This is a genomic window from Enterococcus sp. 22-H-5-01, assembly GCF_050310005.1.
Classification (GTDB): Bacteria; Bacillota; Bacilli; order Lactobacillales; family Enterococcaceae; genus Enterococcus_A; species Enterococcus_A hailinensis.
Genome location: NZ_CP189994.1, coordinates 192771 through 219463, shown reverse-complemented (window position 1 = coordinate 219463; position 26693 = coordinate 192771). Strand labels below are relative to the sequence as shown.

Sequence of the window (26693 nt, the reverse complement as noted above, 5' to 3'; positions counted from 1 at the left end):
CTCCTCTCATTACGCCTAACTAATTTTTATTACGCTAGCCATGCCCCACAATCGTATGTGGAAGATAAGGTTCTTCTAAATAAGCGATATCTGTCGGACTAAGCTCGAAAGCTACAGCCTCAACTGCATTTTCAATATGTCTCATTTTTGTTGCCCCGACCACTGGTGCAGCAACTGGTTGTTTTTGTAAAAGCCAACTTAAAGCAATATTCACTCGATTTGTCTCATATTTATTCGCCATTTCCGCCACTCGATCAATGATGAGTTGATCCTGGTCAGCAGTCAAATCATATTTATTTTTTTGTATATAGTCCGTTTGACTGCGCGTTGTTGTTTCGGTTTTATCTCTAATCAATCTTCCTGAAGCTAATGGACTATACGGTGTCAAGGCAATTTTTTCTGAAAGACAATATGGGATCATTTCTCGCTCTTCTTCTCGATAGATAAGATTCAAATGATTTTGCATGGAGACAAATTTTGTCCAACCATTTTTTTCAGCAATCGTATTTGCTTGTTGGAACTGATAAGCAAACATCGATGAAGAACCGATGTAACGGGCTTTACCACTTTTTACGACATCATGAAGTGCTTCCATGGTTTCCTCGATTGGCGTATTGTAATCCCAGCGATGAATGATGTACAAATCAACATAATCTGTCTGAAGTCTTGCTAAACTTTGATCTATTTGAGCCATGATCGCTTTTCGAGACAAACCTTGTCCATTAGGACCCTCAAACATTTTTTGCTGAACCTTGGTTGCCAAAACAATTTCATCTCTTTTAGCATAATCTTTTAAAGCTTTTCCTACTATTTCTTCACTTCGACCGAGAGAATAAACGTTAGCAGTATCAAAAAAATTGATCCCTAGTTCGAGTGCTTTTTTTATCAGTGGGCGGCTGTCCTCTTCTTCCAAGACCCACTTATGAATCCAGTTTTTAGGATCACCAAAGCCCATTGATCCTAAGCAGATCCGCGATACATCCAATCCAGTATTCCCTAATTTCGTATACTCCATGATCGTCTCCTCTCGATATTAAAGCTTCTTGATCTAAATCTTAAATGCTGTATTTTTAGAATTCAAATTAAAGAAATTTATTCAAATAGCTCTTTTGCTAGTGAAAAAGCACTCCATGCTTTCGGCCATCCAACATAAAAAGCTAGCTGGGTGATCAACTCCACCACTTCTTCTTTTGTGACACCATTTTGTTTAGCAATTTTCAAATGGGCTTCAAGTTGTGGTGCACCCATAGCTAAGAGTGCAGAACAAGTGATCATGCTTCGATCATGAGCAGATAATTTTTCTTCGCGAGCCCAAACTTTACCAAATAAAACATCATCATTTAAAGCGGCGAATTGGGGTGCAAATTCTCCTAATTGTTCTCTTCCAGCTGTTTGTTTTTTCATGCTGATCTACTCCTCTTCCAATTTATCGTACACTTCATCGCTAACAGGTTCTAGCCATTCTGGAGTTCCTGCTGTAATTGCCAAATGTTCAAACCAACTATTTTTTGCTGCCCCATGCCAATGTTTTACACCATCGTGGGTCACGATTACATCGCCAACTTGGAGAAACTGCGCTTTTTTGCCTTCTTCTTGATACCAGCCTTCACCGCCAGTGACTAATAATAATTGATACCCATCAGGATGGATATGCCAATTATTACGACACCCTGGTTCAAACGTCACATTACCTACACCTACATTAATCTCTGGATCAGCAATCAATGTTTTCAAATAACTTTGTCCAATAAAATATTTAGCATAAGCATCATTTTTTTCACCACTCGGAAAGATAATTCCATTTTTTACTTCTTCATATTTTGCCATTTATTTTCATCCTTTCGTAGATCACTGATTAATATATTCTATCAACCAATTACTGATCGCTAAATCAGCTTTCTCGACCCGGGAGCCGCAGACCGGTAAACCTGTATGGACAAACGCTCCCGAACAATCTCTTTTTAAATCTTCAATACTTGAGCCCATAGCACTGCCCTCATGGGTACAAAATGGATAAATTACTTTGTCCTCCCAATCGTTAGCTTGGATAAAAGTTTTGATAATTTCAGGATAACTCCCCCACCAATTGGGAAAGCCTAAAAAAATTGTTTGAACTTTTTTTAAATCCAGAACTAACGGTCGATACTCGACTGCTTGAGCCTCTTTCTTCTCTAGCTTTGACTGTTTGAGTAAGCGATCATATTCTTTGGGGTAAGCCCGCTGGGGAATTAACTCAAACATGGGAACTTGCAATTGTTCATTGATTTTGAGTGCTAAAAATTTTGTATTCCCAACTAAAATCGTTTGTTTTTTCCCATGGATAAAATTCTCTCCTGATTTTGAGAAAAAAATAATAACTGTTTCCATGATTCCTCCTAAAAAAAGCGCCTTACAATGACTAAATCCATTGTAAGGCGCTCCGTACTATTCGTCTAATTCCTATTATCAATACCTCTATACCTGAAAAGCATGTTTGAATCGTTTGATCAGTTCCTGAACTAACGGGGTTTGAACTCTTTTTTTCCAAACTAAGGCACATTGTGTTTTTACTTCTGGATTCAAGGGTAGAAAAACGAGGTTTTCTGCTTGTCGATTATACAGCGCCCCTTCAATAGCAAAAGCTGCTCCTACTCGATTTTCGACTAAAGGTAATATATTGAACAGCAAATTATAATTTCCAATAATATTCAGCTCATTTAAAGTCATGCCTGACCAAGTGCATAAAAGTTCTTTTACTTCTTGACGATTTGAACATAAGAGCGGCATACCTTTGATATCTTCAGAAGTGATTTGATCATTTTGTGCAATGAATAATTCGTTGGAAACAACCACTCCCCATTTTTCTTCTCTCGGAAGTCTCAGCTGTTCTACTTCATTTAATATTACTGGCTCTAACAATACGGCTAAATCTAAAATACCTTTTTCTAATCGATCGACGATGTCATCGCTTGTACCAGTGACTAAGTTAAATTTGACTTGAGGATAGTCGCTGATCAATTCTTCGATCATCATTGCTACCGTGTCTGAATTATCTGCCTCGACACATCCGATTGAAAAATGTCCGCTTAATTGTTCATTTCTTCGATCAAAAAACGCTTGTTCTAATTTTTCATCTAAACTGAGGATTTCTTCCGCTCTTTCTTTTAAGAATAGACCATCAGCAGTTAAACTCAATTTATTTTTTTCGCGATTGAACACAGAGGTTCCAAGCATTTCTTCCAATTCTTTGATTTGCCTGCTCAATGTTGGCTGGGTGATATTCAATAATCTAGCCGCTTTAGAGATATTGCCTTCTTGAGCAACGGTCCAAAAATACCTTAAAAGCCGTGTTTCCATGCTGCACCTCTTATTCTGTTATTTTAGTACTGACTATCTATTTATCATATTTCTCTAAAACTAAATAATCAAGTGCGTTAACTTCTAATAACATAAAGAAACTGTAACGAATGAAGAATCCCTCGTTACAGTTTCTTTAGTTTTAATTTATCGTTAAATCTTCATCTAAAATAGTTCCTTTAACAACTAGATTCGTATCTCCGATCAGATACAACTCCGCTTCCTTGATCATCACTTTCAATTTTCCACCTAACACTTCGACATTGACTGGATTTTCATTGATCAATCCTTTTTTTGTTAATGCGTAGGCAGTTGAACCGGTCCCTGTCCCACAAGCTAGAGTGAAATCTTCAACACCACGCTCGTAAGTCCGTTCAATAACTGTTTGGTCAGCTAAAATATCATAAAAATTGACGTTCGCTCCTTTGGCAAAAGCACTATGATTTCTCAATTTACGGGCAAAATCAAAGATAGTCACAAGCTCAGTTCGTGCTAGATTTGGCAAGGCAACCACTAAATGTGGAATTCCAGGATCACCTAATTCAACATAATCAACAGTTACTTCCTGACCATCTAGCTCAATTTTTTTATCTGCTTCAAAAATCGTCGGTGAGTTTAATTGTACTCGATACGTTCGCTGATCAAGTCGTTCCGCTGGAACCGTTCCGGCGATGGTTTCAATCAGCATATATTCCTCAGCTAACCCTTGTTCATAGGCAAGTCGAGCCACACATCTTGCGCCATTTCCGCACATTTCAGCTTCTGATCCATCTGCATTGAAAAAACGAGCATAAAAATCGCCTTCGCCACGAGGTGCTTCGATCACGATCAATGTATCAGCACCGACTGAAACACGGCGTGTACAAACACGTAACGCAAATTTTGCCAATTCTTCACTTGAAAAACCGAAAGGCTGATTGTCAATCAAGATAAAATCATTGCCTGCACCTTGCATCTTATAAAAAGGTATTTCCATTTTCCCACCTCGTTCACTAACTTTTATTTTAAAGATTCTGGAATCACTTCATTTTGGATGATTTGATCTAAAGTCTGCCTTTTCACGATAACTTCTGCTTTACCGTTTTTTGCTAAAACAACCGCCGGAATTACTAGCTTATTATAATTACTGGCCATTGAATAGCCGTAAGCACCCGTAGAAAAAGTAGCAAAGATATCTCCTGATTCTATAGCTGGTAAGGCGATATCTTTCACTAAAATATCTGTGCTTTCACAAGCTTTCCCCGATATAGTAACGATTTCTTCATTTGCTTGATCGATTTTATTAGCCAAAACACCTGTGTATTCTGCTTCATAAAGACCTGGACGAATATTATCCGTCATCCCACCATCAATACTGACATATTTTCTTAATCCAGGTAATTCTTTGATCGCGCCGATTGTATGCAGACTGATTCCCGCTTCAGCCACAATACTACGACCTGGCTCGATCACAATTGCTGGTTGCGGATAATTTTCTTGCTCACAAAAAGCCAACACTTTATCCATCATTGGATCTGTAAAATAATTAAAGGGTTTAGGTTGATCTGCATCTGTATATTTGACACCAAAACCACCGCCAAAGTTCAATTCTTTGATCGTATAATCAAAACGTTCTTGAACCAGTTTTACCAAATCTAAGGCAATATCTACCGCTGCTAGATGGGCTAGATGATCAAATAATTGACTACCTACGTGAAAATGAAACCCTAAAAAATGAACTTCTGGTATCTTGATTGCTTGTTCGATTTGTGGAAATAAAATGGATTCATCGATGGGAATCCCAAATTTTGAATCTTTTTGACCAGTAGAGATGAACGAATGTGTCGTTACATTCACTTCTGGTGTAATCCGGAATAAAATATCGACGGTCTTTTGTTTTTCTTTTGCGATTGCCGCGATCAAGCCAACTTCTTGTAAACTATCCACGATGATTCGACCCACACCATAATCGATCGCCAACTCTAATTCTTCGATCGATTTATTATTTCCATTCATTTCGATCCGTTCTGCTGGAAAATCGGCTTTGATCGCCGTATACAATTCTCCATCAGAGACAACATCTAAAGAAAAACCTTGCTGCTCAACAATTTTTAACATCGCTAATGTTGAAAAAGCTTTACTAGCGAATGCCACACGAGCATTCTTATATTTTTGAACAAAATTCTTTTGTAACTCATGACATTTTTCTTCAATCTGTGTTTGAGAAAATACATAAAGTGGTGTACCAAATTCTTTTGCCAGTGCTACTGTGTCACAGCCAGCCCAAATTAAATGTCCGTTGTTTGTTTCAAATTCCATGTTTAGCCTCCTACGCTTCATTTAAACCAGCGATCAAATTGATATACGTTTGAACGCCAAGTAATAAATTCACTTCATCAAATTTCATTTTTCCGCTATGCAACGGGTACGTATAGCCTTTCTCTTCATCACGGATACCTAGGAAGAAAAACATTCCCGGAATTTCTTGCTGATACCAAGAAAAATCTTCAGCAATTAAATAAGGCGGCGTTTCAACATAATAATCGGACGCCACTTTTTCTAACACCCGAACCATTGCAGGATCATTATCAACAACGCGATACATATGATTGAAATCTACGATCGCCTCACAGCCATAACCTTTAGCAATTTCCCCCGCTAATAATTCCACACGACGAACGACTTCATCATAAACACGATCATCAAAAGCTCGCATAGTTCCGTGAAGAACCACTTCTTTTGCAACGATATTCATCGCCTCTCCACCATGGATCGTTCCAAAGGTTAAAACGACATTATCCAGCGGACTGATATTTCTTGCTAAAATACTATTTAAACCAGTGATGACACCGCCAGCCGCCACGATCGCATCTTCACCTAGCTGTGGCTGTGCACCATGAGTGCTCACACCTTTGATCGTGATCGTTACTTCGGCATTTCGCGCCATCATAGCTCCAGGACGGCAAGAAATTTTTCCTGCAGGAAGATCTGGGAATACATGGAGACCCACGATTTGTTCAACCCCTAGTTTTTGTAAAATACCTTCCTTCATAATTAATTCAGCGCCCCCGGGCCCTTCTTCTGCTGGTTGGAAAACAAAAACAAGTGTCCCCTGAATTTTTTCAGGATGCTGATGCAAATACGCAAGAAAGCCTAATACAGTAGCCATATGACCATCATGACCGCATGCATGCATTTTTCCTGGTGTTTTTGAAGCAAAATCATAATCAGTTTGTTCTTCTACCGGCAATGCATCGATATCGGTTCTAAAAGCTAACGTCTTGCCAGGTTTATTGCCACGTAATACAGCAATCGTTCCTGTGCCCAAGACTTCATATGTTTCTGTTATACCAAATGAAACCAGTTTTTCACGTATATATGCGGCCGTTTGATATTCTTTTAATCCAAGTTCAGGGATTTGATGCAATTCACGCCGCATCGTCGTAACTAATCCTTCTAATTCTTTGACTTCTGAATCGATCATGTATTCCACTCATTTCCTATATATATTCTGAGAATAGTGCTCTTTAGATTAAAATCTAATTGAGAGTTTCTCATATTATAGTACAGAAACGAGTTACGGTCATTAATTTCTTGCTTTATTTGTTAATAAGCTGAAAAAATGATTAAATCAATAGCTTTCTGGTGCTTTATTTACTAATTTATTTTTATCATGATTTCTCCACCAAGAAGAAAGGATTGAACCTGAAATGTTATGCCAGATTGAAAAAATAGTAGAAGCAATCGCCGCTTGCGGTATAAAAAATTTCATAGCTAAGGTTGCACCCAAGGCGGAGTCTTGCATCCCAACTTCAAACGTGATGGCTTTTTGTTGTCGTAAGTTTAAATGGGTCGACTTAGCAAATACAAAGCCTAACAAATAGCCAAAAAGATTATGCAGCATAACCACTGGGATAATTAACAGACTAGCTTTATTTGTAAACTGAGCATGATTTACAGAGAAAACTGCACAGATAATCGCAAGTATTGCTACTTGAGAAATCAAAGGTGTTACGTGGTTTACTTTTTCGACCTTTTTACCAAATAGCGTATGAACTAAAACACCTAGTAACACTGGGATCAAAACGATTTTTAGTGTATTTAAGAACATGGATAAAGCTGGGACCTCGACGTATTTTCCGGCTAAGGTTGAGACTAATAATGGAATCATGACCGGTGCTAAAATAGTCGATAATAATCCAATCGAAACGTCTAAGGCAACATCACCACCCGCTAAAAAGGCCATCACATTGGAAGAAGTTCCTGAAGGACAAGACCCAACTAATATTACTCCTACAGCCGCTGCTCCTTGCAAATGAAAAAGATGGACTAAAAGAAATGCCATTCCCGGCATAATGATATAGTGGGCTACCGTCCCTAAAATAACCGGAACAGGATGCTTCCCGATTCGTTTAAAATCTCCTACATTCAAACTTAATCCCATTCCGAAAAGAACAACCATCAATAAAATCGATGTGTGTGGTGCAATTGATAGTCCTAAAGATGGGGAAAAATATGAAAATAAAGCCATAATAATTACCAATACCGTAAAGTTTTTTGATATAAATTTTGTCAATGTTTCAAGTGTTCTCATTTGAATTCCCCTTTTCTTACATTTAATTTAAAACATAAAAAAGCATCCCACTGTGGAAATGGGATGCTTGCTGAATCCCATTTTCAAAAGCAAATAGGACTCTAACGATGTAAAAAATCTACTCGTTCTAAGTCCTGATCTTAATAATTAAAATGACGACAGTTGTTAGTTGCTTTTGATTCATAATAGGGACCCCTTATTTTTGAGATTAAAAATAAAATGTTTCTCAATTAAATGTTTCTCATAATATAAAACTGCTTTATTAGATTGTCAATCATTTTTTGAAATTTTCTGAAAATTAACTTTAAGAGTAATCCGCTCATTTATTATGGCCTTTTATTGAAAATATCATGAGATTTACGTTGGCTTTCATTAACAATTGCGCTATAATTCTAATATTAAAAACCTTTTTAGCGTTTTTTAAAATAATTATGAATGAAGGAGTTGATTTCCTTGAGTATATTCGAAGGATCTGGTGTCGCTTTAGTTACCCCTATGAAAGCAGATGGTGCGGTGGATTATAAGAAATTGGATGAATTAGTTGAATGGCAAATCAGCGAAGGAACCGATGCAATCATTGCTTGTGGAACGACTGGTGAAGCCTCCACTCTTTCCAATGATGAACACATTTCTGTAATTGAAGCAGTGGTCAAAAAAGTCGCAGGTCGTATTCCTGTTATTGCAGGAACCGGAGTTAACGATACTCGCCATGCGATTAAATTATCCACCGGTGCACAACGCGTTGGTGCAGATGCACTATTAGTTGTCACCCCTTATTATAATAAAGCTTCTGACGAAGGATTATTTTTACACTATCAAGCAATTGCTAATAGTGTCGAAGTGCCGATTATTTTATATTCCGTCGCTTCACGGACAAATATGAATATTACCCCGCAAATGGTCAAACGATTGGCTGAAATTCCAAATATCGTCGGTATCAAAGAAGCTAGTGGTGATATCTCGCAAATTGCTGCAATCGCACAGCTAATGCCTGCTGATTTTGCCATTTATTCTGGTAATGATGATCAAGTATTACCGATCATGGCTTTGGGTGGTCGTGGAACCATTTCAACGATTGCTAATATTGCACCAAAACAAACACATGAATTAACGGCAGCAGCTTTAACAGGCGATTTTATTACAGCGAAAAAACTTCAATTAGCGCAAATCCAATTGATTCACGCACTTTTCTGTGAAGTCAATCCAATTCCAGTCAAAACAGCTGTCAGCTTACTTGGAAAATTTGATGTTCATTTTAGATTGCCGCTTTCGCCTGCCAAAGCTGAAACAGTGGAACGCTTGAAAAAAGAAATGTCAGCTTACGGGTTGGAGGTCTAATATGTTAAACGTGATTTTAAGCGGTGCAAACGGACGAATGGGCAAAGTATTGCAAACGTTAATTGCTCAACAAACCGAAATGCAAGTTGTTGCTGGGATTGATCGTGAAGCTTTTGAAGCAAACTTCCCTACCTATCAAACATTTGCTGACTGTCGTGAATCCGCAGATGTCGTAATTGATTTTTCTCATTACAGCGCAGTCCCAGACGTTTTAACGTATTGTGTCGATCATAAATTACCGGTCGTGATTGCAACAACTGGTTTAACTGATGAAGTAAAGACACAATTAATTTCTGCCAGCAAAGAAACAGCTGTCTTCTTTTCAGCTAATATGTCGATTGGAATCAATCTCTTAGCTAAAGCGATTCGTGAAATCACACCGTTATTAGAGGATGAATTCAATATCGAAATTGTAGAAAAACATCATAATCAAAAGAAAGATGCTCCCAGTGGAACGGCTCTTTTATTAGCGGATGCTGTCAATGATGCAGTGGAAGAACCAAAAACCTATATCTATGGGCGCCATGGCAACGACTTAGAAAATCCTCTTTCTGAATTAGGGATCCACGCAGTCCGTGGCGGCACGATTCCTGGAGAGCATACCGTGATTTATGCTGGTCCAGATGAAGTGATTGAATTAAATCATTTGGCATTATCCCGTGATATTTTTGCTAGCGGTGCTGTCAAAGCGGCAAAATATGTCAGCCAAAAAGCAATTGGTTTATTCGATATGGAAAAACTAATCAACGAGAAATAAAACCCATAGCCATTTTTAAATAAATATAGCAATTCGCTATGCTATAAGATAGGAGAAATTTTATGACGTTAACAGATCCATATGAGATTGCAAAATATATTAAAGATGCTGAAAAAACAACGCCAGTCAAAGCCTATGTGCAAGGTGATCTGAGCGATGTTAAAAAAGAGAATATTCAATTTTTTGGTCAAGGTGATTCTTGGATCCTAATTGGTGAAAGCCAAGCGGTCAATGAATTATTAAACGAACAAGCAGCAAAAATCAACGCTGTTCATTTAGAAAACGACCGTCGTAACTCTGCGATTCCAATGCTGGATATCACAAATATCAATGCGCGTATTGAACCCGGCGCAATGATTCGTGACCGCGTTTCGATTGGTGACAAAGCAGTGATCATGATGGGCGCAGTCATTAACATCGGTGCTTCGATCGGTGAAGAAACAATGATCGATATGGGTGCGATTCTGGGTGCTCGAGCAACAGTTGGAAAACGTGCGCATATCGGTGCTGGTTCTGTGTTAGCTGGTGTTTTAGAGCCACCTAGTGCTTCACCAGTTATCGTGGAAGATAATGTTTTGATCGGTGCCAATGCCGTTGTTTTAGAAGGTGTTCATATTGGAAAAGATGCGGTGGTTGCAGCCGGTGCAATCGTGACTAAAGACGTCCCTGTCGGTGCCGTAGTAGCCGGTGCTCCAGCTAAAATTATCAAAACAAAAGATGAAGTTGATCCTGGAAAAACAGAATTTTTAGACGATTTACGTTAGAAAAAAGGCGAAGAGATGCTTCTCTCCGCCTTTTTTGCGTATTTTTACTGCACTTTGCGGGAAATATGCTATAATACAAACGGAAAGAAACTCTATAAAGAAAGCGACTGAATTATTCTCGTGAATTTAAAAAGTATCAAGAAATCTATCAAAACTCGTAACAAACAAATCAGCAAAGCATTCGCACAAGTTGAAGAAACTTTAGCGAACCACATCCACAGCGATGTTAAAATTTATTTTGATAAAGTTGAAACTTATCGCATTCATTTGGATGAAACAACTCCAGAAGGCCAAGCTCGTCAAATCGTAAGTGCTGAAGATGATCATTCATTTAAAAATCTAGTTGATAACTATTTACAAAAACCTGAAACAGAAATCCTAAATCAACTAACAAACAGCCTATACAATCTATGGTCTGAAAGTTTCAAAGATTCAACTGCTGTTTCTGCAACAGAAACAGATCAAGCAGCTGAATTAGCTCAAGACATCTTAGCTGATGTTGTAAAAGAACCAACTGCTTCTGGCGTTTCAGCTGAACAAGCGGAAGCGTTGAATCAAGCATTGAAATCTAAAGCTAACTATTCTGCTGAATGGTCAGATGCTGATCAAACAATCGAAGTCTTTTACAATCCGCCTAAGAAAGATTGCCAATTATTAGCGACTGTCGCTGCAGATCAAACCATCACTTACATGGATGCTTTAGCAACTAAACGAGTAATGAAAAAAGAATTACCAGACATGATTGCATCTGTCTTAGCATAATAAAATCCGCTACCTACAAAGGTAGCGGATTTTTTATTTGAGAATTCCGTAAAAAAATAATTGAATCGCTGCTTGGAGATTTTCTTTGCGATTTTCTATAGGTGAATCCAGATAAGCAGAAATCAAAATAAATAGTTGACGGACTGCAAAATCTGCTTCTACTGTCGAACGCAATTTTGATGATTGTTGAAACAAATCAATAAATGGTTGTTTATAAGAATGTTCCCATAAAACAAATAATTTTTTTGATGTTTCAGGTTGTAAAATGTGCTGAATATCATGCATCATCATAAATAAACTGAATGGATGCCTTGCTTGTAGATAAAAAGCCATCGCTACTATTTTTTCTTCAAAAGAATTCTCACTAATCCCGATCCCAATCAAATTTTTGCGAACTTCATGTGATAAACGTTGCATCACTTGATAATAAATAGTCTCTTTATTTTTAAAATGATAATAGATATTTGGCTGGGTGATTCCTAAAATATTTGCGATTTGTCGTGTAGACGTATCATTATAGCCTTGCTTCATAAATAATTCTTCCGCAACATCTAAGATTTCTTCATACATGGCATCGCCTCATTCTCTTTGATACCTTTATTATACGACAGTTGCCGCTTGTTCTTCATGCTTGATTTCTTTTTCTGTCAATCGTCCATCTCTCATTTCTAAGACTCGGTCGCAATATTTAACTAAACGAGTATCGTGCGTTACCATGATCGTGGCTTTATTTTTTTCTTTGGTTTCTTTTGCTAAAATTTTGACCACTTCATACGCTTTTTCAGAATCCAAGCTAGCCGTTGGTTCATCAGCTAAAATGATCGTTGGATCATGATATAAAGCTCGCGCAATCGCTACACGCTGACGTTCGCCCCCAGAAAGTTCCTCAGGATATTTATTTTCTAATCGATCGATCTCCAATTGTTTAAAAAGTTCATCCGCTTTTTCAGTATTTTCCTGTTTGCTGACTTTATCGACCAATTTTAATTGTTTTTTTACTGTCAGAAAAGGTACTAAATTTGATGCTTGAAGAATGAACCCAATCTCTTTAAAGCGTAGTTTTGCTCGCTCTTTTTCTTTCTTTCCACTAAAATCTTCATCGTTGATCCGAACTTCTCCTGAAGATGGTGCTTGGAGACCACCTGCAATCGTCAAAAAAGTACTTTTACCAGATCCAGATGGACCAATAATTGCTACGAATTCTCCTTTTTCCACCGAAAAATTGGTTTCTTTTAGTGCTTCGATCGTTGTATCGCCATCTTTAAAATCTTTTTTGACTTGTTTAAATTCAATTGCACTCATCTTGATCCTCCTATTCATTTTTTATTACTGATAATCGTAGATCCGAATTCTTACCCGATCGCCTTTAAAGGATCGATTTTAACAATTGTTCGAACTGAGAAAAAGGCTCCGATCAATGCGACTATGATCATCAGTAAACTGATGGCGATAAAGAATAAACTATTAACTTGGAAAGGTACTGCATCTGGTAGTACCAATGCTGTCCCTACTGTAGCTACTAATCCAATCACTACACCAACAGTTACTAATAAAAAGGTTTGAGCGATGACTGAAATAGCAATATAGCGGCTCGAAATCCCTTGTGCTTTCATCACCCCAAAAATTTCTGATTTTTGCATCGTTAAGACATAGATAAAAATCCCGATTACGATCGCTGCAATAACGATTAAAAAGCCAATCATAAAGCCAAAAGTCAAGACTTGAGCACTATACCCCGGTAATTCATTGATAAAGTTTTTAATGCTTGTTTTTTCTAAATCTTTTGGCACTGAATCAACCGTTCCTTTTGTTACAACTGCATTGATTCGTGTGTTTTGACTCGTTCCTTTCGTTTCAAAACTAATTTCTTGATAGGCTCCTAAAGTAGTGTATAAAACCGGTGCTACATTAAACTTGGCATTGTCGGTAAAGCCAACAATTTTTAAGGTTTTATCATTGCCAGCCATTTTAACCATTTCTCCTAGTTTCAAATTGTACTGTTCTTTCAATGAAAGATCTGCAACAGCTTCCTGATCCGAACCAAACATTTTACCACTAGTAATTTTAGGTGCTAAAAATTGATCTTTATCGATTCCAAAAAAGCTAACATCGATTTTTTCTCCATTGTCCCCTTTAATAACACCCGCTGTTTGAGCCAGATAAGCTTTCTGATCTGCTTTCACTTCATCAAACGTCTTTAACGGAATCATCGACATATTCAAATTATCATTTGCTTCCTCTGCTAAAAGAATCGTATCTGCATTCCATTTATCAACTGCGGTTCGATTATCTTGCGCTAACCCATATGCTAAACCGGTCAAAAAGAACACCAGATACGCAATCAAAAACATTACACCCATCACTAATGTGTAACGCAATTTGGAATGTCGGATTTCATTGATTGCTAAAAACATACTTTTCCCTCCTACTTATCACTTGATAAAATAAACGTAACATGTTTCATTTATTTTCGTTACTAAAATGCTTGCGGTCTCCTTCACAGAGTTAAAATAAGTCGATTTTAAATAAAAAAAGCCATTGAAAAATCAATGACTTAAATGATAATATTCTTCTTCCATCGCTTGCATACGTGCTCGTTCCTTTTTATTGTACCAAGGAGAGACGGTGAACGCCAACACATCGTTGATCAAATACACAGAGCTATTTACAAACATCGCCAAACTAGCTGAACCATGTCTAAACGAAATATACCATAATACCATTTGAGCTAAACCTGAAGCTAACCACCAATAGTATTGATTATTGTAACGTAAGAAACTAATCACTCCAGCCGTCAAACTAATTGAAAACGCGATCGCATCGATCCAAGGTCTTGGATCATCGGTAAAGCGCTGGATCAAGGTGCCTGAAACAAAGTAAACAATGATCGTGCTGACAATCGCGATCACCCAGACTTTTCCGGTAAACTTACGGATCTTGGCAGCCATATTATGATTCCATTCTTTACTCAATAACACTGGAATATCTAGCGTGATCATATAAGCAATTTGTTCGCCGATACTCAAATAGTTTTTAGCTGAAAAGCCGACATAAATAAAACAAATGGCTGAAATGATACCCAAAACACCATTAACTGATTTAGCTGCGTTAATGGACAAAATACATAGCACGCCTAAAGTAGTTCCGATAAATGTTACGACTGTTAAAAATGTGATCGGTTGATTGACAAGTGTCATGATTTGACAACCTAAACTGAAAAAGAATAAGTAATAATTTTGTTGCGGCCATCCTTTTAATTGATGGAATAAAAATTTGAAATAGTTTAACATGATTGGCTCCTTCTACAAAACAGTCGTTCTTTATTGATTAAAAAAAATTAAAAAATGCCTTTTTCAAGATTATTTGAAGAATAGTACTTTGAGACTTTACTTTCAGATCGATTCATTTGGACCATTTTTTCTTTGATCTCAGCAATAACGATTTCAGCAGCTTTGGGATCTGCCACAAAGTCATACCGATCGCCATCAATCTGAATTTTAGGACATAAATCAAAATGGTCATACCAGTCTTGATAACGTTGATTGACTAATCGATAGTACTCATATAATTCTGGATTGGTTGAGACTTGTTCATAATCACGGCCACGTTTTTCAATTCGTTCCAACATCACTTCGAATGAGACATTGATATGGATCAATAGATCCGGTCGCTTTTTAGGCGCTACTTTGTCTAATTCCTTTAACATCGTATCCAGTAAATGATCATACTGGATAACTTCATCTTGAGTGACTCTTCCAAGATCAGCATTTAAATGAAACAGCAAACTATCCTCATAAATCGTTCGATCTAAAACATTATTGGCTTGTTGCAGTGCATCTTTCATTGCTAAAAAACGCTTGTTTAAAAAAAATATCTGTAACAGAAATGTATATTTTTCTGGATTCGAGTAAAACAACGGCAAGACTTCATTGTCATCGACATTTTCATAAAAAGGCCTTGAGTTCATTTCTTGTGACAACATATCTGTCAGGCTGCTTTTACCAGCACCGATTGTTCCAGCTATCAGTAACATTGTTTCATCTATCCTTTCTTATTAAATTTAAAAATACCTGTTAGATCCTTGATAATAGTACGTCTAAATTTTTGTAAAGTAAAGACTAGATTTTGTGCTTTTTTAATGGTATAGAGAAAATACATACAACATATGGTGTAGTTACTTTATATAAAATGTATGTGCTTTCTTCAAAAAAAAAACGTTCATCATTTATTTTTAGCAATTAGAATAACTAATCGATCGTTTATTCAGAATAAGAAGCTGGGGCAAAAGTAATTTACTTTTGCCCCAGCTTCTTTATTTATTGCGGTTTCTCACCGTTTTGATAATAAACTGCTTCTTCGCCCCAATTGACTGTTTCTAACCATTGAACAATTTCTCGGCTCAATGATTCAACCATTGGAAAAGAGGACGCAATCTGTGCTTTTGAAATATGATCAACATGGACTCCAGACGTTACGACTAAATAATGAGGAACAGCTTTAGCTACAGCTTTGACAAAAATATCTGCTAAAACATCATCTTTATGGAAGCGTCCATCGTGGCTCGGAAAGCGAGTGACTTTTTTTTCTTCCATAGTATAGGTCGTAACTGTCCCGATGTGTGGCGTATCTCCACCAGTGATCGTAGCTAAAACATCTTGACCAATAATTTGAAGTGCAATCGAGATCGTAAAACCTGCTTGTTGGATCGAAAAGAGTTTACTTTCCATCCTTCCACCTGCGTCCTTCATTTTCAATCCCTAAAGCATCCAATAATTTCATTGTTTGATGATGCAACAAATCATCGATCGTCTCTGGGTGATTGTAAAATGCTGGAATCGGCGGAATAATCTGCACACCTAGACGTGCCAATTTTGTCAGATTTTCTAAGTGGATCGCATTCAGCGGTGTTTCTCGTGGGACGATCACTAATTTTCGTTGTTCTTTCATTGTGACATCTGCTGCACGAGAAATCAAACTTTCACCAAAACCAATCGAGATACCAGCGACTGTTTTCATGCTGGCCGGCACAATGATCATTCCTTCAGTCAAAAATGATCCGCTAGCTACCGCTGCACCTAAGTCTTTGTTGCTATATTCAACATCGATCAACGCTGATAAATCTTTCATTGTTAAATCCGTTTCAAGCTTCAAGTTTTCTTTGGCCCACTGACTAACGATGACATGTGTTTCAACTTCTGGGATGGTCTTTAATTTTTTTAATAAATCAATAGCATAAACTGTTCCAGAAGCTCCACTGATTCCGATCACGATCCGTTTTTTATTGGTCAATTTTTCCACCTACTTCAAATATTTTTCCCAATCAGGAACTTCTTTAAATTGTGCACGAATAAAATGTTCTTTCATGTCATATGGATATGTTCCATCTAGAATTGTTTTAGAACTCATTCCGCGGAAACGAATGTTTGCTGGATCGTATTCAGGCAATTCAGAAGGATCTAATGGATGATTACGCATACCAGGAAGTACCATAATATCTTTTGTTCCTTGGAAGCGTGTGTTCAATGTCCACATTACGTCATTCATATCAAAAATATCAACATCTTCATCAACTAAAATAACTGTTTTCAATTCCTTGAATGCAGATAAAGCTAAGATAGCTGCTTGACGTTGGATTCCTTCATCGGAAGGCCCATTTTTCTTGATTTGCATGATTGACATTAATTTACCGCCACCTGCTGGAGGGTTATATACATTCAATACATTTCCTGGGATAGCTTTGTCAACTAATGATAAGATGCTGGCTTCTGTTGGGATACCCGCCATTGATACGTGTTCTTCAGAAGGTCCAATTGTTGTTTGCATAATTGGATTTTTACGATGTGTCACAGCTTTAACTTTTATCACATTCACAGCTGGGTTAGCATCACCAGTATAGCCAGGGAATTCAGGCATTGCTTTACCAGTATTTGTGTTGATGTCTTCTTGCATTGTTTGATGAGGCATAAGTTCTGCTTCAATAATGAATTCAGCACGAGCGATGCCGACTTCATCTACTGCAACACCGTCCACGATTTGAACTGGTTCTTTACGTAATGCACCAGCAGCCCACAATTCGTTGTAACCAAGTGGTGTGGTTGGTGGTTCAAATGTAGTACCGATCGCAATTGCAGGATCTAAACCAATATTGATTGTAATTGGCATTGGTTTGTTTAATGCTTCATATTGTTTGTGGAAATGTCCGATGTGACGTCCACCAGGCATGATATAGATACCAATTGTATCTTCATCTTCTAAAACCATACGGTGAATTGTTACGTCACTCATTGTTTTTTCTGGATCTGATCCTAAAACAACACCTAGAGTGATATATGGACCAGCATCTTCTGGAGTGTTTTTAGGAGCAGGAATAATTTTACGAATATCAAAACCTTCATCAGTCGCTAAATGAACTACTTCTTGAGCAGGAGCGTCTGCTTTAGAAACTTTTTCAGGCATAACTGGATTTTCAACAGCATCTTTTAAGTAGCGGCCTAATGTCTTATAGTCATGATGTAAAATTTCGCCTACACGACGACGGCTAGCCATTGTTCCGATATTGACACGAGTTCCAGGGAATCCTTTTACGTTATTGAAAGTCATTGCTGGACCTTCTTGAGTTGGACGTTTTACAGTACCACCGGCACCGATATAACGATATACACCAGATAAATCTGCTTCTGGATCAATTTCTACATCTGTTTCATGGTATTGACCAGGTAATTCTTTTAATTCCTCAATTACTTTACGTAAATCATATGGTTGATTTGACATAATTGAACCTCCTTTGATTGATTACAGTCTCTATTTTAGTCGTATCGTTGGAGAAAACAATTCGTAATTGGGTAAATTAAATTCCAAACTGGAATACTATTGCTGTTCTTTCAAATAATCCCAAAATTCATTTACGATCATCGAGGTATCATTTTTGCGTTTGATAAAGGCTAACTTGCTTTTGACATTTGGTGTAATCGGCAACGCGACTAAATGATCTTCTGGATTTAATTTGAACGTTTTGCTCATTAAAATAGCAATCCCTAAATTTTCTTTCGCCATTTGGATCAATAAATCGATCCGTGAGCTGACATTTGCGATGCTCGGATCAAAACCTGCTTGATGGCATAAATCAATCACTGGTTGTTTTAATTGACTCGTCTCTCTTAATAGTAAGAAGCGTTCATGTTCCAATTCCTTTAATGAAAGCTCGGATTTTTTTGCTAGCGGATGATCTTTAGTAAATACTGCCACAAATTCGTCCTCTTCTGTTATTAGTACCTCCGTATCCGGATGATTCCACTCAAAAAAACGTGAAAAAACTAACCGATTTTCTCCATGCTCGAGCATTGCTACTAGTGCGTCCGTCTCTGCTTCTCGTAATTGCAAAGTTGTTTCTGGATGCTTATTCAAGAAAGACATGATCGTAGTAAATCCTTCATACTTGATCAAAGTCGGAATCGTTGAGATATGCAAAATCGTTTCTGAGCCTGTTCTCAAATCAACTAATTTATTTTTCATTTGATGGTATTGATCGACGATAGTCTGAACATAAGTCAAAGCCAATCTTCCAGCTTCAGTTAATTCTATTTTCTTGTGTGATCGGGTAAACAGTTTAGTATCCAACTCTTTTTCTAAGGAAATTATTTGCTTCGAAACATTTCCTTGACTTGTGAACTGACGCTCAGCTGTTTCAGTATAATTTAAGGTTTCTGAGAGATCGATAAAAACTTCCAATTTATGAATATCCATACTGATGCTCCTAACTATTCTAATTAAGAATAATCTAGCACAAAAATGGAATTGGTGCGAATAAAAATCGATGCTACAATAACATCGCAATTGTAGAAAGGGGATTTATTTTATGCCAACTGGAGTTATTATCAATGCTGGATCCGTGTTATTAGGCGGAATTATTGGAGGATTTTTCGGAAAATATTTATCAGAAAAGTTCAAAACTGAAATCAATATGATTTTTGGGGCTTGTTCGATGGCGATGGGGATATACGCAGTCGCACCGATGAAGTATATGCCCGCAGTCATTTTTGCGGTCGTTATCGGAACTGCTTTAGGTCTTTTCTTCCATCTAGGAGATTTATTGAATCGTGGAGCAATGGTCATGCAACGTCCGATCTCAAAGATTTTTCCCAATGAAAATTTAGGGATGACACACGATGAATTTGTTGCTACATTAGTCACTGTAATCGTACTATTTTGTGCTAGCGGTACTGGGATTTATGGTAGCTTGGACTCAGGTATGACTGGTGACAGTTCTGTTTTGATTGCTAAATCAATCTTGGATTTCTTCACTGCTCTTATTTTTGCTACAAATTTAGGTTATGTTGTTTCAATTATTGCGATTCCACAATTTATTATCTTTTACATTTTGTTCTTATTAGCAAAATTCATTTTCCCACTAACTACACCAGATATGATTTTAGATTTTAAAGCTGCTGGTGGTATTTTGATGTTAGCAACTGGTTTCAGAATGATCAAAGTAAAAATGTTCCCAACCGCCGATATGATACCGGCAATGATTTTGATCATGCCTTGTAGCTGGATCTGGGCTAATTTGATTTTACCTTTACTTAGCTAATAAAAAAAACGGTTTGAGTATGATACTCAAACCGTTTTTTTATTGTCCTAATTTTCTAATTCACCAATTAATGGTTTATACTCTATTTTTAAAGTGTCTTTTATTCAACGCTATTATTTTATTTTGAGCTCAGCTAATTGTTTTTCTATTTCTGACTCTTCGGCATCTGCTGCTAATAACGCGCAAGCTGTATATGCACTTTCAACAAATGCTGTATCAAATAAAGTAACTTTTTTGTCTGTCATCTCAATCGCCATCTCTAAATTCATTTTGGCGCTTCCTAAATCATAAAAAGCTAAGATCTCATCTGCTGAATTTTCTTCGATTGCTTTAGAAATACGTTCCATTGACGTTCCAATACCGCCATCTTCTAAACCACCAGCTGTTGTTACAGGTACATCCTTAGCAACTTCACCGATTAAACGTTTCAATCCTTCTGGAATTTCTTTTATATGTGATACTAAAACGACACCTCTACTCATTAAAAACACCCGCCTCTATCAATGATTCAAAGAAATAAGCTGAAGACATCGCACCTGGATCGATATGACCGATTGAACGTTCACCTACGTAAGAGGCACGACCTTTCGTTGCTTTAATATTCTTCGTTTGCTCAACTAAAACCTCTAAAGTTGCTGTGTTTAAAGTACCATTATTTAAATTATCAACTGCTGGTACCCAAAGATCCAACATTGTTTTTTCTCCAGGTTGAGAATTTCCTCGTTTTTCAATTCCAACAATCGCTGCTTTAAGTAATGTCTCAGGATCGTTCGAGTCCTTGCTTGCTTTCATCATTTCCATCATTGCTGTGCCATACAAAGGACCAGAAGCTCCACCGACCTTATTGATCAAAGCCATCGCTGTTGCTTTAAAAATTGCTGGCAAGTCACCGGATAAGTCAGCTGCCATTACAGCATCCATTCCTCTTGCCATATTGTTACCATGATCTCCATCACCAATCGGTGTATCTAACTCACTTAAATAATCTTTTTTAGCTTGAATTTTATCGTTGAATATTTCTAGCGTTTTACGTAAATTTTCTGGTGTGAACATAAGCTTCTCCCCTTTAACCAATTTAATTTGTTTTACCAAGCAATTGTATGCACCGATTCATTTAGTAATCGTGTACGTTCGTCATCTAATTTAACCATAGTGATCGAAGCTCCTGCCATTTCAAGCGAGGTCATATAATCGCCTACTTTTGTAAAAGCCAATTCAATCCCATCTGCTTCCAAAAGTTTTTTGGCATCATTAAAGTAAATAAATAATTCCATCAGTGGGGTACCACCCATACCATTGACTAATAAACCAAATTTATCACCTTTTTGCCACTTAAATTCAGCTTTCAATTTTCCAATGATTTCTTCAGCAATTTCTTTTGATGGTTTGATTTTTTCACGACGATATCCTGGTTCTCCGTGAATTCCAACACCAAATTCCATTTCATCATCAGCTAACGTAAATCCTGGTTTTCCTACTTCTGGAACAGTCGCTCCTGATAAAGCAATCCCAACTGTTTTGATATCTTGAACAAGATCCTTACCGTATTCAGCCAACTCAGTAACTGATTTTCCTTCGCGAGCTAATCCTCCTAAAATTTTGTGGACTAAAACAGTTCCTGCAACCCCTCGACGGCCTTGAGTGTAAGTACTATCTTCAACAGCGATATCATCATCTACTAAGACTGTTTCAACTTTGATATCATCCATATCAGCCATATCTTTGGCCATGTCAAAGTTCATTACGTCGCCAGAATAATTTTTAATAATCAGTAATGTCCCTTTTCCTTTGTCAGTTGCTTTGATTGCTTCATAGATTTGATCAGGTGTTGGTGAGGTAAATACTTGTCCACAGACCGCCGCACTCAGCATACCGTCTCCGACAAAGCCTGCATGTGAAGGTTCGTGACCACTTCCACCACCGCTGACTAATGCTACTTGATCGTAATCATCGTTACGAGCAACTACCAATGTTTCCGGAAGTTGTTTCACATATTGGGGATAAGCATTGACAAGGCCACTGACCATTTCTTCAACTACATTTTTTGGATCATTAATAATTTTTTTCATCGTATTTTCTCCCTTGTAGAAAGTCTTAAAGGGCGATAGTAAACTATCACCCTTTTAATCATTAAATTGGTAATGCCATAAATAATAATGCTGCTAAAATTCCGCCAATGATCGGGCCGACAACGGGTACCCATGAGTAACCCCAGTCAGAATCACCTTTGTTAGGAATTGGTAAAAATGCATGAGCAATTCGTGGTCCAAGGTCTCGCGCAGGGTTAATTGCATATCCTGTTGTTCCACCTAAAGACAAACCAATAACTAAAATCAAAATACCTACGGCAATCGGATTTAGTCCATCACCAAAGTCACTCATACCGAATGTCAATAGAGCAAAAACGAGCATAAAGGTTCCAATGATTTCACTAATTAAATTGGCGCCTAGACTACGAATCGCTGGCCCAGTTGAGAATACGCCTAAAATAGCTGCTTGGTCTTTTGTTTCTTTCCAATGTGGATAGTAATGAATAAACACTAATACCGCACCAATAATCGCACCGATCATTTGGCCTAAAATATATGGTACGACCATATCCCAGCCGATTTTCCCGGCAATTGCCATCCCAATTGTTACTGCTGGATTCAAGTGAGCAAACGACATATAACCTGCGACGTATGCACCAATTGTTACTGCTGCACCCCAGCCTAGGGTAATTGCGATCCAGCCTGCTCCCTCAGCTTTACTTTTCCTCAAGCTTACTCCGGCAACAACGCCATCACCTAGTAATACTAAAACCATCGTACCGATAATTTCTCCAATTACTTGAGTTGTCATACTCGTATCCATAGTTTTCACCCCTAATTTATTTTATCACAAGAAATTTATAGATTAAAATTAAAGAACTCTTCATAATCGATTATTTTTTTGAATCGTCTTTATCGATTGGTTTATGTTTATATTGCATTGTTGCTTTAACTGCTTCTTGCCAGCCTTCATATAAATCATCTGTCATTTCTTCATCCATTTCAGGTTCGAAGTGTTGTCCGTCTGAAGCAAATTTTTTAATTTCTTCAATATCTTTCCAGAATCCCACCGCTAATCCGGCTAAGTAAGCAACACCTAAGGCAGTTGTTTCTAAATATGGCGCACGTTCAACTGGTGTTTGTAAAATATCGGCTTGGAATTGCATCAATAGATCGTTTTTCGAAGCACCACCATCAACTCTCAATAGTTTAATTTCCGTATTTGAATCTTTTACCATTGTTTTAACTACATCCGCTGTTTGATATGCCAATGATTCCAGCGTTGCACGAATGAAATGTTCTTTCGTTGTTCCTCTAGTCAAACCAAAGATTGCTCCTCGAGCTTGTTGATCCCAGTACGGTGCACCTAACCCAGTAAATGCCGGTACGACATAAACATTTTCACTGCTATCGACACGTTTTGCATAGTCTTCTGATTGGGGTGCTTGTTGGAATAGTCTCAATCCGTCACGCAACCATTGGATCGCAGAACCAGCTACGAAAATACTTCCTTCAAGTGCGTAAGTAACTTTTCCATCGATGCCATAGCCAATCGTCGTCAATAATCCGTTTTCAGAAAGAATTGGTTTATCCCCAGTATTCATAACAATAAAGGCACCTGTACCATACGTATTCTTAACGGTTCCTTTTTCAAAAGCTAATTGGCCAACTAGCGCAGCTTGTTGGTCTCCGGCCATACCAGCGATTGGTACTTGGTTACCATAAAAATGATAATCTTCGGTGTGACCATAAACTTCTGAATTTGATTTTACTTCTGGTAACATTTCTTTGGGAACATCTAATAAGTCCAAAATTTCTTGATCCCATTCTAAATCATAAATATTGAACAACATTGTTCGGCTTGCATTACTATAATCAGTCACGTGAACTTTTCCACCGGTTAATTTCCAAACTAACCAAGTATCGATTGTTCCAAACAATAGTTCGCCTTTTTTAGCCCGTTCCCGTGCGCCATCGATTTTATCTAAAATCCATTTTACTTTGGTTGCTGAGAAGTAAGAATCGATCAATAGACCCGTTTTCTTTTGGATCATTTCTGAATGACCTTGTTCTTTTAATTCATCAGCGATGTCACTCGTTTGTTTTGATTGCCACACGATGGCATTGTAGATGGGATGTCCAGTATCTTTTTCCCAGACAACAGTTGTTTCACGTTGGTTCGTGATCCCGATTCCTTCGATTTGAGTTGGACGGATACCACCTTCAATCAAAGCGCCGGCAATAACCGATTGAACAGAGTTCCAAATCTCATTAGCATTGTGTTCTACCCAACCAGGTTTTGGAAAATATTGGTTGAATTCTTTTTGCGAAGAGCTGACTTCTTTTCCTTCTTTATCAAAAATAATAGCTCGTGAAGAAGTTGTTCCTTGATCGATTGACATGATATATGATTCCATATTCCCACTCCTATTCTTTTAGATCCGCTAATTGCGTGATGCGGATTTGATTCTCTAAATCTGATTGATACGTTTCTTTAGTTGCTTGATCCCAATCAAAATACTCTGCCATCGCTTCGACAACAGCATCTTTGATCTCCATCAATCGATGACTGATGAATAGCATGTAATTGGAACGACGCAACAAGTAATCGACAGGTGTTACGACCATTTCAGCTTGTAAAGCATACAATAATGACATTGATTCGCCTTGGCTCAATCCATCAAAAACTTTTTCATCTTTCAAAGCAAAGACTTTTTCAGCATTGGAGCCATATAAATCGGCGATGTATTTAGCATCTTCTTTACTGAGACCTTGATCTTCTCCCGCTTTAGCAAATTTCTCTAATTCCTCATCCACATTTTTAGCATCGAAGTCGCCACCAGAAATAGGATATTTTGCGGAATCGATCAATTCGACTTTTTGATCTAATAAATCAATGATTTTCTTCATAGCTTCAGAAGCCATTAGACGATAATCAGTTAGCTTACCACCGGATAAAATCAATAAACCATCCTCTGCAATCGTTAAATCACTGCCACGAGAGACGGCCGATGGATTATCTTTAGGTTCTTCTTTTGCTGCACCGGTAATTGTTTTCTCAACAGCGGCTCGTGATTGATTGCCTTTTGAGTAGTCTTCGGCTGCATTGATAATTTTTTCAAAATTCTCATCACTGATCTTTTCTTTGGTCGTTCCATTGTAGTCGCCACCGGCCTCACTGATCAACGGACGTAAGCCCGCCCAAGCAGCCTCAATATCATTCACTGATAATTTTGCATCAGGGTAACGACGATTAACGATTTTCAACAAATAATCCACATCGGACTGTTCAACTCTTGGATTATCAAAATCACCTTGATAGTCAGTATCTGTTGTTCCAAAATATGTTTTGTTCTCTCTTGGAATGACAAAAATCATTCGACCATCTTGTTCGCCAGTATCAAAATATGTTGGTTGCGGCACTTTTAATTTTTCACCATCGACAACTAGATGGACACCCTTTGTTGGTCGCATATGTGGTTTATGATCAATTTCTTTGTCTAGTTGTTTAACGATGTCGGACCACGGACCAGCGGTGTTGATGATTAATTGGCTATTGATAGTGATCGATTCATCATTCAATAAATTTTTTGCTTTGACCCCTGCAACTTTTCCGTCGTCATTATGGAAAATTTCTTCGACTTTCAAGCGGCTAACAGCCACTGCCCCATCTTCTACTGCTTTTTTGATATTTTCGATGACTAAACGAGCATCATTATTGCGGTAATCTAAGTAAACGCCACCGCCTAATAATCCTTTTGATTCCAACTGAGGTTCGCGTTTTAAGATTTCTTCTTTGCTTAACATGTAGTTAGCGTATTTTCCGCCAGTGATACCCGCTAAGTGATCATATAAATCCATTGCTACTTTAATTGAAAATAAATTAAAAGTTGATCCTGGTTCGTCAAAAATCGGTAAAATCATCGGATCCGCTTTCGGAATATGTGGCGCAATTCCTTGGATTTTCGCTCGTTCACCAACTGTGTCGGCGACAACTTCAACATCAAATGTTTTAAGATAGCGAAGCCCTCCATGAACTAATTTAGTTGATCTTGAAGATGTTCCTTCAGCGAAGTCTTGCATCTCAAGCAGTGCTACAGAGAGTCCTGAGGCCGCTGCTTGTAAAGCAACCCCGGCTCCAGTGATTCCTCCACCAATGATCAACAGGTCAAATTTTTTTGATTTTAATTTTTCAATTTCTTTGTTGCGATCAATAAAAGAAAACATAATCTCCCTCCTTATGGGTTTCTTCATAAAACAATAAATGATGACTACAAAAGTAGTGTAGCACAACAAAAAACGCTTTCAAAAATATTAGATTGTGAAATCCTCAATAAAACACTTAAACTTTTGAATTATTTTGCTATTTTTGAATAAAAAATAAAGTTTAATCTTACTATTACCTCATATAATGCCTATTTAAGAGCATATAAATTATTAATAAATCACATTAATGACCTTTAGTATCCTGCTCCTTTAAACGTAAAAAATGACAAAAAGATTTTATCTTTTCGTCATTTTTATCATGTCTCTTTTTTGTAAAACA

At 37.6% G+C, this 26693-nt stretch carries 29 protein-coding genes; 5 read left to right on the top strand and 24 right to left on the bottom strand.

What is annotated here, in order from left to right; all coding sequences use genetic code 11:
• Nucleotides 1-34 precede the first annotated feature (34 nt).
• The 9 genes from ACQKTA_RS12025 to ACQKTA_RS11985 all read right to left on the bottom strand — a co-directional run bounded on the left by ACQKTA_RS12025 (nucleotide 35) and on the right by ACQKTA_RS11985 (nucleotide 7909).
• Entirely contained in the window at nucleotides 35-1015 is a 981-nt protein-coding gene (locus ACQKTA_RS12025; RefSeq protein ID WP_427814910.1) for an aldo/keto reductase, read from the bottom strand.
• A gap of 77 nt (nucleotides 1016-1092) precedes the next feature.
• Complete coding sequence (locus tag ACQKTA_RS12020; protein WP_427814909.1) at nucleotides 1093-1404, bottom strand: carboxymuconolactone decarboxylase family protein; 312 nt, start codon at nucleotides 1402-1404, stop codon at nucleotides 1093-1095.
• Nucleotides 1405-1410: 6 nt separating this feature from the next.
• Entirely contained in the window at nucleotides 1411-1827 is a 417-nt protein-coding gene (locus tag ACQKTA_RS12015; protein ID WP_427814908.1) for a cupin domain-containing protein, read from the bottom strand.
• A gap of 21 nt (nucleotides 1828-1848) precedes the next feature.
• Complete coding sequence (locus ACQKTA_RS12010) at nucleotides 1849-2367, bottom strand: flavodoxin (protein ID WP_427814907.1); 519 nt, start codon at nucleotides 2365-2367, stop codon at nucleotides 1849-1851.
• A gap of 87 nt (nucleotides 2368-2454) precedes the next feature.
• Complete coding sequence (locus tag ACQKTA_RS12005) at nucleotides 2455-3336, bottom strand: LysR family transcriptional regulator (RefSeq protein ID WP_427814906.1); 882 nt, start codon at nucleotides 3334-3336, stop codon at nucleotides 2455-2457.
• Between the two features lie 142 nt (nucleotides 3337-3478).
• Entirely contained in the window at nucleotides 3479-4312 is an 834-nt protein-coding gene (dapF, locus tag ACQKTA_RS12000) for a diaminopimelate epimerase (protein WP_427814905.1), read from the bottom strand.
• A 23-nt stretch (nucleotides 4313-4335) separates the two neighbouring features.
• A complete protein-coding gene (gene lysA / locus ACQKTA_RS11995; RefSeq protein WP_427814903.1) occupies nucleotides 4336-5634 on the bottom strand; it encodes a diaminopimelate decarboxylase in 1299 nt (432 codons plus the stop codon).
• Between the two features lie 10 nt (nucleotides 5635-5644).
• Nucleotides 5645-6799, bottom strand: coding sequence for a M20 metallopeptidase family protein (locus ACQKTA_RS11990; RefSeq protein ID WP_427814902.1), 1155 nt, complete (start codon nucleotides 6797-6799; stop codon nucleotides 5645-5647).
• 147 nt (nucleotides 6800-6946) lie between these two features.
• A complete protein-coding gene (locus ACQKTA_RS11985; protein ID WP_427814901.1) occupies nucleotides 6947-7909 on the bottom strand; it encodes a bile acid:sodium symporter family protein in 963 nt (320 codons plus the stop codon).
• A 453-nt stretch (nucleotides 7910-8362) separates the two neighbouring features.
• Here ACQKTA_RS11985 and dapA point away from each other — a divergent pair, with 453 nt between their 5' ends.
• The 4 genes from dapA to ACQKTA_RS11965 all read left to right on the top strand — a co-directional run bounded on the left by dapA (nucleotide 8363) and on the right by ACQKTA_RS11965 (nucleotide 11530).
• Nucleotides 8363-9247, top strand: a complete 885-nt coding sequence (gene dapA / locus ACQKTA_RS11980) for a 4-hydroxy-tetrahydrodipicolinate synthase (RefSeq protein ID WP_427814900.1) — start codon at nucleotides 8363-8365, stop codon at nucleotides 9245-9247.
• Between the two features lies 1 nt (nucleotide 9248).
• Entirely contained in the window at nucleotides 9249-10004 is a 756-nt protein-coding gene (gene dapB / locus ACQKTA_RS11975) for a 4-hydroxy-tetrahydrodipicolinate reductase (protein ID WP_427814899.1), read from the top strand.
• Nucleotides 10005-10066: 62 nt separating this feature from the next.
• On the top strand, nucleotides 10067-10768 hold the full coding sequence (gene dapD / locus ACQKTA_RS11970; protein WP_427814898.1) for a 2,3,4,5-tetrahydropyridine-2,6-dicarboxylate N-acetyltransferase: 702 nt from the start codon (nucleotides 10067-10069) through the stop codon (nucleotides 10766-10768).
• Nucleotides 10769-10888: 120 nt separating this feature from the next.
• Nucleotides 10889-11530 carry a hypothetical protein gene (locus tag ACQKTA_RS11965; RefSeq protein ID WP_427814897.1) on the top strand — a complete coding sequence of 214 codons (642 nt, stop codon included), beginning with the start codon at nucleotides 10889-10891 and terminating at the stop codon, nucleotides 11528-11530.
• Between the two features lie 33 nt (nucleotides 11531-11563).
• Here the strand turns inward: ACQKTA_RS11965 and ACQKTA_RS11960 are convergent, their stop codons facing one another.
• The 9 genes from ACQKTA_RS11960 to ACQKTA_RS11920 all read right to left on the bottom strand — a co-directional run bounded on the left by ACQKTA_RS11960 (nucleotide 11564) and on the right by ACQKTA_RS11920 (nucleotide 19273).
• Nucleotides 11564-12100: a TetR/AcrR family transcriptional regulator gene (locus ACQKTA_RS11960; protein ID WP_427814896.1), complete on the bottom strand. Its 537-nt coding sequence runs from the start codon at nucleotides 12098-12100 to the stop codon at nucleotides 11564-11566.
• 30 nt (nucleotides 12101-12130) lie between these two features.
• On the bottom strand, nucleotides 12131-12832 hold the full coding sequence (locus ACQKTA_RS11955; RefSeq protein ID WP_427814895.1) for an ABC transporter ATP-binding protein: 702 nt from the start codon (nucleotides 12830-12832) through the stop codon (nucleotides 12131-12133).
• Nucleotides 12833-12882: 50 nt separating this feature from the next.
• Nucleotides 12883-13944, bottom strand: a complete 1062-nt coding sequence (locus ACQKTA_RS11950; RefSeq protein WP_427814894.1) for an ABC transporter permease — start codon at nucleotides 13942-13944, stop codon at nucleotides 12883-12885.
• Nucleotides 13945-14076: 132 nt separating this feature from the next.
• Nucleotides 14077-14820, bottom strand: a complete 744-nt coding sequence (pnuC, locus tag ACQKTA_RS11945) for a nicotinamide riboside transporter PnuC (protein WP_332579773.1) — start codon at nucleotides 14818-14820, stop codon at nucleotides 14077-14079.
• A 47-nt stretch (nucleotides 14821-14867) separates the two neighbouring features.
• Entirely contained in the window at nucleotides 14868-15563 is a 696-nt protein-coding gene (locus ACQKTA_RS11940) for a deoxynucleoside kinase (protein ID WP_332579774.1), read from the bottom strand.
• Nucleotides 15564-15846: 283 nt separating this feature from the next.
• Nucleotides 15847-16257: an amino acid decarboxylase gene (locus ACQKTA_RS11935; protein WP_427814893.1), complete on the bottom strand. Its 411-nt coding sequence runs from the start codon at nucleotides 16255-16257 to the stop codon at nucleotides 15847-15849.
• Nucleotides 16247-16819 carry a UbiX family flavin prenyltransferase gene (locus ACQKTA_RS11930; protein WP_407855283.1) on the bottom strand — a complete coding sequence of 191 codons (573 nt, stop codon included), beginning with the start codon at nucleotides 16817-16819 and terminating at the stop codon, nucleotides 16247-16249. The genes ACQKTA_RS11935 and ACQKTA_RS11930 overlap by 11 nt, the downstream gene beginning before the upstream one ends.
• Nucleotides 16820-16828: 9 nt before the next feature.
• Nucleotides 16829-18301: a UbiD family decarboxylase gene (locus ACQKTA_RS11925; protein ID WP_427814892.1), complete on the bottom strand. Its 1473-nt coding sequence runs from the start codon at nucleotides 18299-18301 to the stop codon at nucleotides 16829-16831.
• Between the two features lie 96 nt (nucleotides 18302-18397).
• On the bottom strand, nucleotides 18398-19273 hold the full coding sequence (locus ACQKTA_RS11920) for a LysR family transcriptional regulator (protein ID WP_427814891.1): 876 nt from the start codon (nucleotides 19271-19273) through the stop codon (nucleotides 18398-18400).
• A 112-nt stretch (nucleotides 19274-19385) separates the two neighbouring features.
• Here ACQKTA_RS11920 and ACQKTA_RS11915 point away from each other — a divergent pair, with 112 nt between their 5' ends.
• Nucleotides 19386-20117, top strand: a complete 732-nt coding sequence (locus ACQKTA_RS11915) for a DUF554 domain-containing protein (RefSeq protein WP_427814890.1) — start codon at nucleotides 19386-19388, stop codon at nucleotides 20115-20117.
• 113 nt (nucleotides 20118-20230) lie between these two features.
• On the opposite strand, the gene dhaM is transcribed toward ACQKTA_RS11915, so the two are convergent.
• The 6 genes from dhaM to glpO form a co-directional block, all read right to left on the bottom strand.
• A complete protein-coding gene (gene dhaM / locus ACQKTA_RS11910) occupies nucleotides 20231-20599 on the bottom strand; it encodes a dihydroxyacetone kinase phosphoryl donor subunit DhaM (protein WP_407855286.1) in 369 nt (122 codons plus the stop codon).
• Nucleotides 20592-21170, bottom strand: a complete 579-nt coding sequence (gene dhaL, locus ACQKTA_RS11905; protein ID WP_427814889.1) for a dihydroxyacetone kinase subunit DhaL — start codon at nucleotides 21168-21170, stop codon at nucleotides 20592-20594. Before dhaL ends, dhaM begins: the two co-directional genes overlap by 8 nt.
• Nucleotides 21171-21202: 32 nt before the next feature.
• The gene (gene dhaK, locus ACQKTA_RS11900; RefSeq protein WP_427814888.1) at nucleotides 21203-22186 is read right to left on the bottom strand and encodes a dihydroxyacetone kinase subunit DhaK; all 984 of its coding nucleotides are present in this window, start codon (nucleotides 22184-22186) and stop codon (nucleotides 21203-21205) included.
• A gap of 61 nt (nucleotides 22187-22247) precedes the next feature.
• Complete coding sequence (locus ACQKTA_RS11895; protein WP_427814887.1) at nucleotides 22248-22970, bottom strand: MIP/aquaporin family protein; 723 nt, start codon at nucleotides 22968-22970, stop codon at nucleotides 22248-22250.
• Nucleotides 22971-23040: 70 nt separating this feature from the next.
• Nucleotides 23041-24564 carry a glycerol kinase GlpK gene (glpK, locus tag ACQKTA_RS11890; RefSeq protein WP_427814886.1) on the bottom strand — a complete coding sequence of 508 codons (1524 nt, stop codon included), beginning with the start codon at nucleotides 24562-24564 and terminating at the stop codon, nucleotides 23041-23043.
• Between the two features lie 10 nt (nucleotides 24565-24574).
• A complete protein-coding gene (gene glpO / locus ACQKTA_RS11885) occupies nucleotides 24575-26374 on the bottom strand; it encodes a type 1 glycerol-3-phosphate oxidase (RefSeq protein ID WP_427814885.1) in 1800 nt (599 codons plus the stop codon).
• Nucleotides 26375-26693: the final 319 nt, after the last annotated feature.

Coding starts and splice junctions, on each gene's coding strand:
- ACQKTA_RS12010 (WP_427814907.1), bottom strand. CDS start 2,367: ATGGAAACAGTTATTATTTTTTTCTCAAAATCAGGAGAGAATTTTATC.
- dapF (WP_427814905.1), bottom strand. CDS start 4,312: ATGGAAATACCTTTTTATAAGATGCAAGGTGCAGGCAATGATTTTATC.
- ACQKTA_RS11940 (WP_332579774.1), bottom strand. CDS start 15,563: ATGTTACTGATAGCTGGAACAATCGGTGCTGGTAAAAGCAGCCTGACA.
- glpO (WP_427814885.1), bottom strand. CDS start 26,374: ATGTTTTCTTTTATTGATCGCAACAAAGAAATTGAAAAATTAAAATCA.
- glpK (WP_427814886.1), bottom strand. CDS start 24,564: ATGGAATCATATATCATGTCAATCGATCAAGGAACAACTTCTTCACGA.
- ACQKTA_RS11955 (WP_427814895.1), bottom strand. CDS start 12,832: ATGAGTGCAATTGAATTTAAACAAGTCAAAAAAGATTTTAAAGATGGC.
- pnuC (WP_332579773.1), bottom strand. CDS start 14,820: ATGTTAAACTATTTCAAATTTTTATTCCATCAATTAAAAGGATGGCCG.
- ACQKTA_RS11895 (WP_427814887.1), bottom strand. CDS start 22,970: ATGGATACGAGTATGACAACTCAAGTAATTGGAGAAATTATCGGTACG.
- dapD (WP_427814898.1), top strand. CDS start 10,067: ATGACGTTAACAGATCCATATGAGATTGCAAAATATATTAAAGATGCT.
- ACQKTA_RS12025 (WP_427814910.1), bottom strand. CDS start 1,015: ATGGAGTATACGAAATTAGGGAATACTGGATTGGATGTATCGCGGATC.
- dapB (WP_427814899.1), top strand. CDS start 9,249: ATGTTAAACGTGATTTTAAGCGGTGCAAACGGACGAATGGGCAAAGTA.
- ACQKTA_RS11925 (WP_427814892.1), bottom strand. CDS start 18,301: ATGTCAAATCAACCATATGATTTACGTAAAGTAATTGAGGAATTAAAA.
- dhaL (WP_427814889.1), bottom strand. CDS start 21,170: ATGTTCACACCAGAAAATTTACGTAAAACGCTAGAAATATTCAACGAT.
- ACQKTA_RS11915 (WP_427814890.1), top strand. CDS start 19,386: ATGCCAACTGGAGTTATTATCAATGCTGGATCCGTGTTATTAGGCGGA.
- ACQKTA_RS12005 (WP_427814906.1), bottom strand. CDS start 3,336: ATGGAAACACGGCTTTTAAGGTATTTTTGGACCGTTGCTCAAGAAGGC.
- ACQKTA_RS11950 (WP_427814894.1), bottom strand. CDS start 13,944: ATGTTTTTAGCAATCAATGAAATCCGACATTCCAAATTGCGTTACACA.
- dhaM (WP_407855286.1), bottom strand. CDS start 20,599: ATGAGTAGAGGTGTCGTTTTAGTATCACATATAAAAGAAATTCCAGAA.
- ACQKTA_RS11960 (WP_427814896.1), bottom strand. CDS start 12,100: ATGTATGAAGAAATCTTAGATGTTGCGGAAGAATTATTTATGAAGCAA.
- ACQKTA_RS11920 (WP_427814891.1), bottom strand. CDS start 19,273: ATGGATATTCATAAATTGGAAGTTTTTATCGATCTCTCAGAAACCTTA.
- dhaK (WP_427814888.1), bottom strand. CDS start 22,186: ATGAAAAAAATTATTAATGATCCAAAAAATGTAGTTGAAGAAATGGTC.
- ACQKTA_RS11935 (WP_427814893.1), bottom strand. CDS start 16,257: ATGGAAAGTAAACTCTTTTCGATCCAACAAGCAGGTTTTACGATCTCG.
- ACQKTA_RS12015 (WP_427814908.1), bottom strand. CDS start 1,827: ATGGCAAAATATGAAGAAGTAAAAAATGGAATTATCTTTCCGAGTGGT.
- ACQKTA_RS11990 (WP_427814902.1), bottom strand. CDS start 6,799: ATGATCGATTCAGAAGTCAAAGAATTAGAAGGATTAGTTACGACGATG.
- ACQKTA_RS12020 (WP_427814909.1), bottom strand. CDS start 1,404: ATGAAAAAACAAACAGCTGGAAGAGAACAATTAGGAGAATTTGCACCC.
- lysA (WP_427814903.1), bottom strand. CDS start 5,634: ATGGAATTTGAAACAAACAACGGACATTTAATTTGGGCTGGCTGTGAC.
- ACQKTA_RS11985 (WP_427814901.1), bottom strand. CDS start 7,909: ATGAGAACACTTGAAACATTGACAAAATTTATATCAAAAAACTTTACG.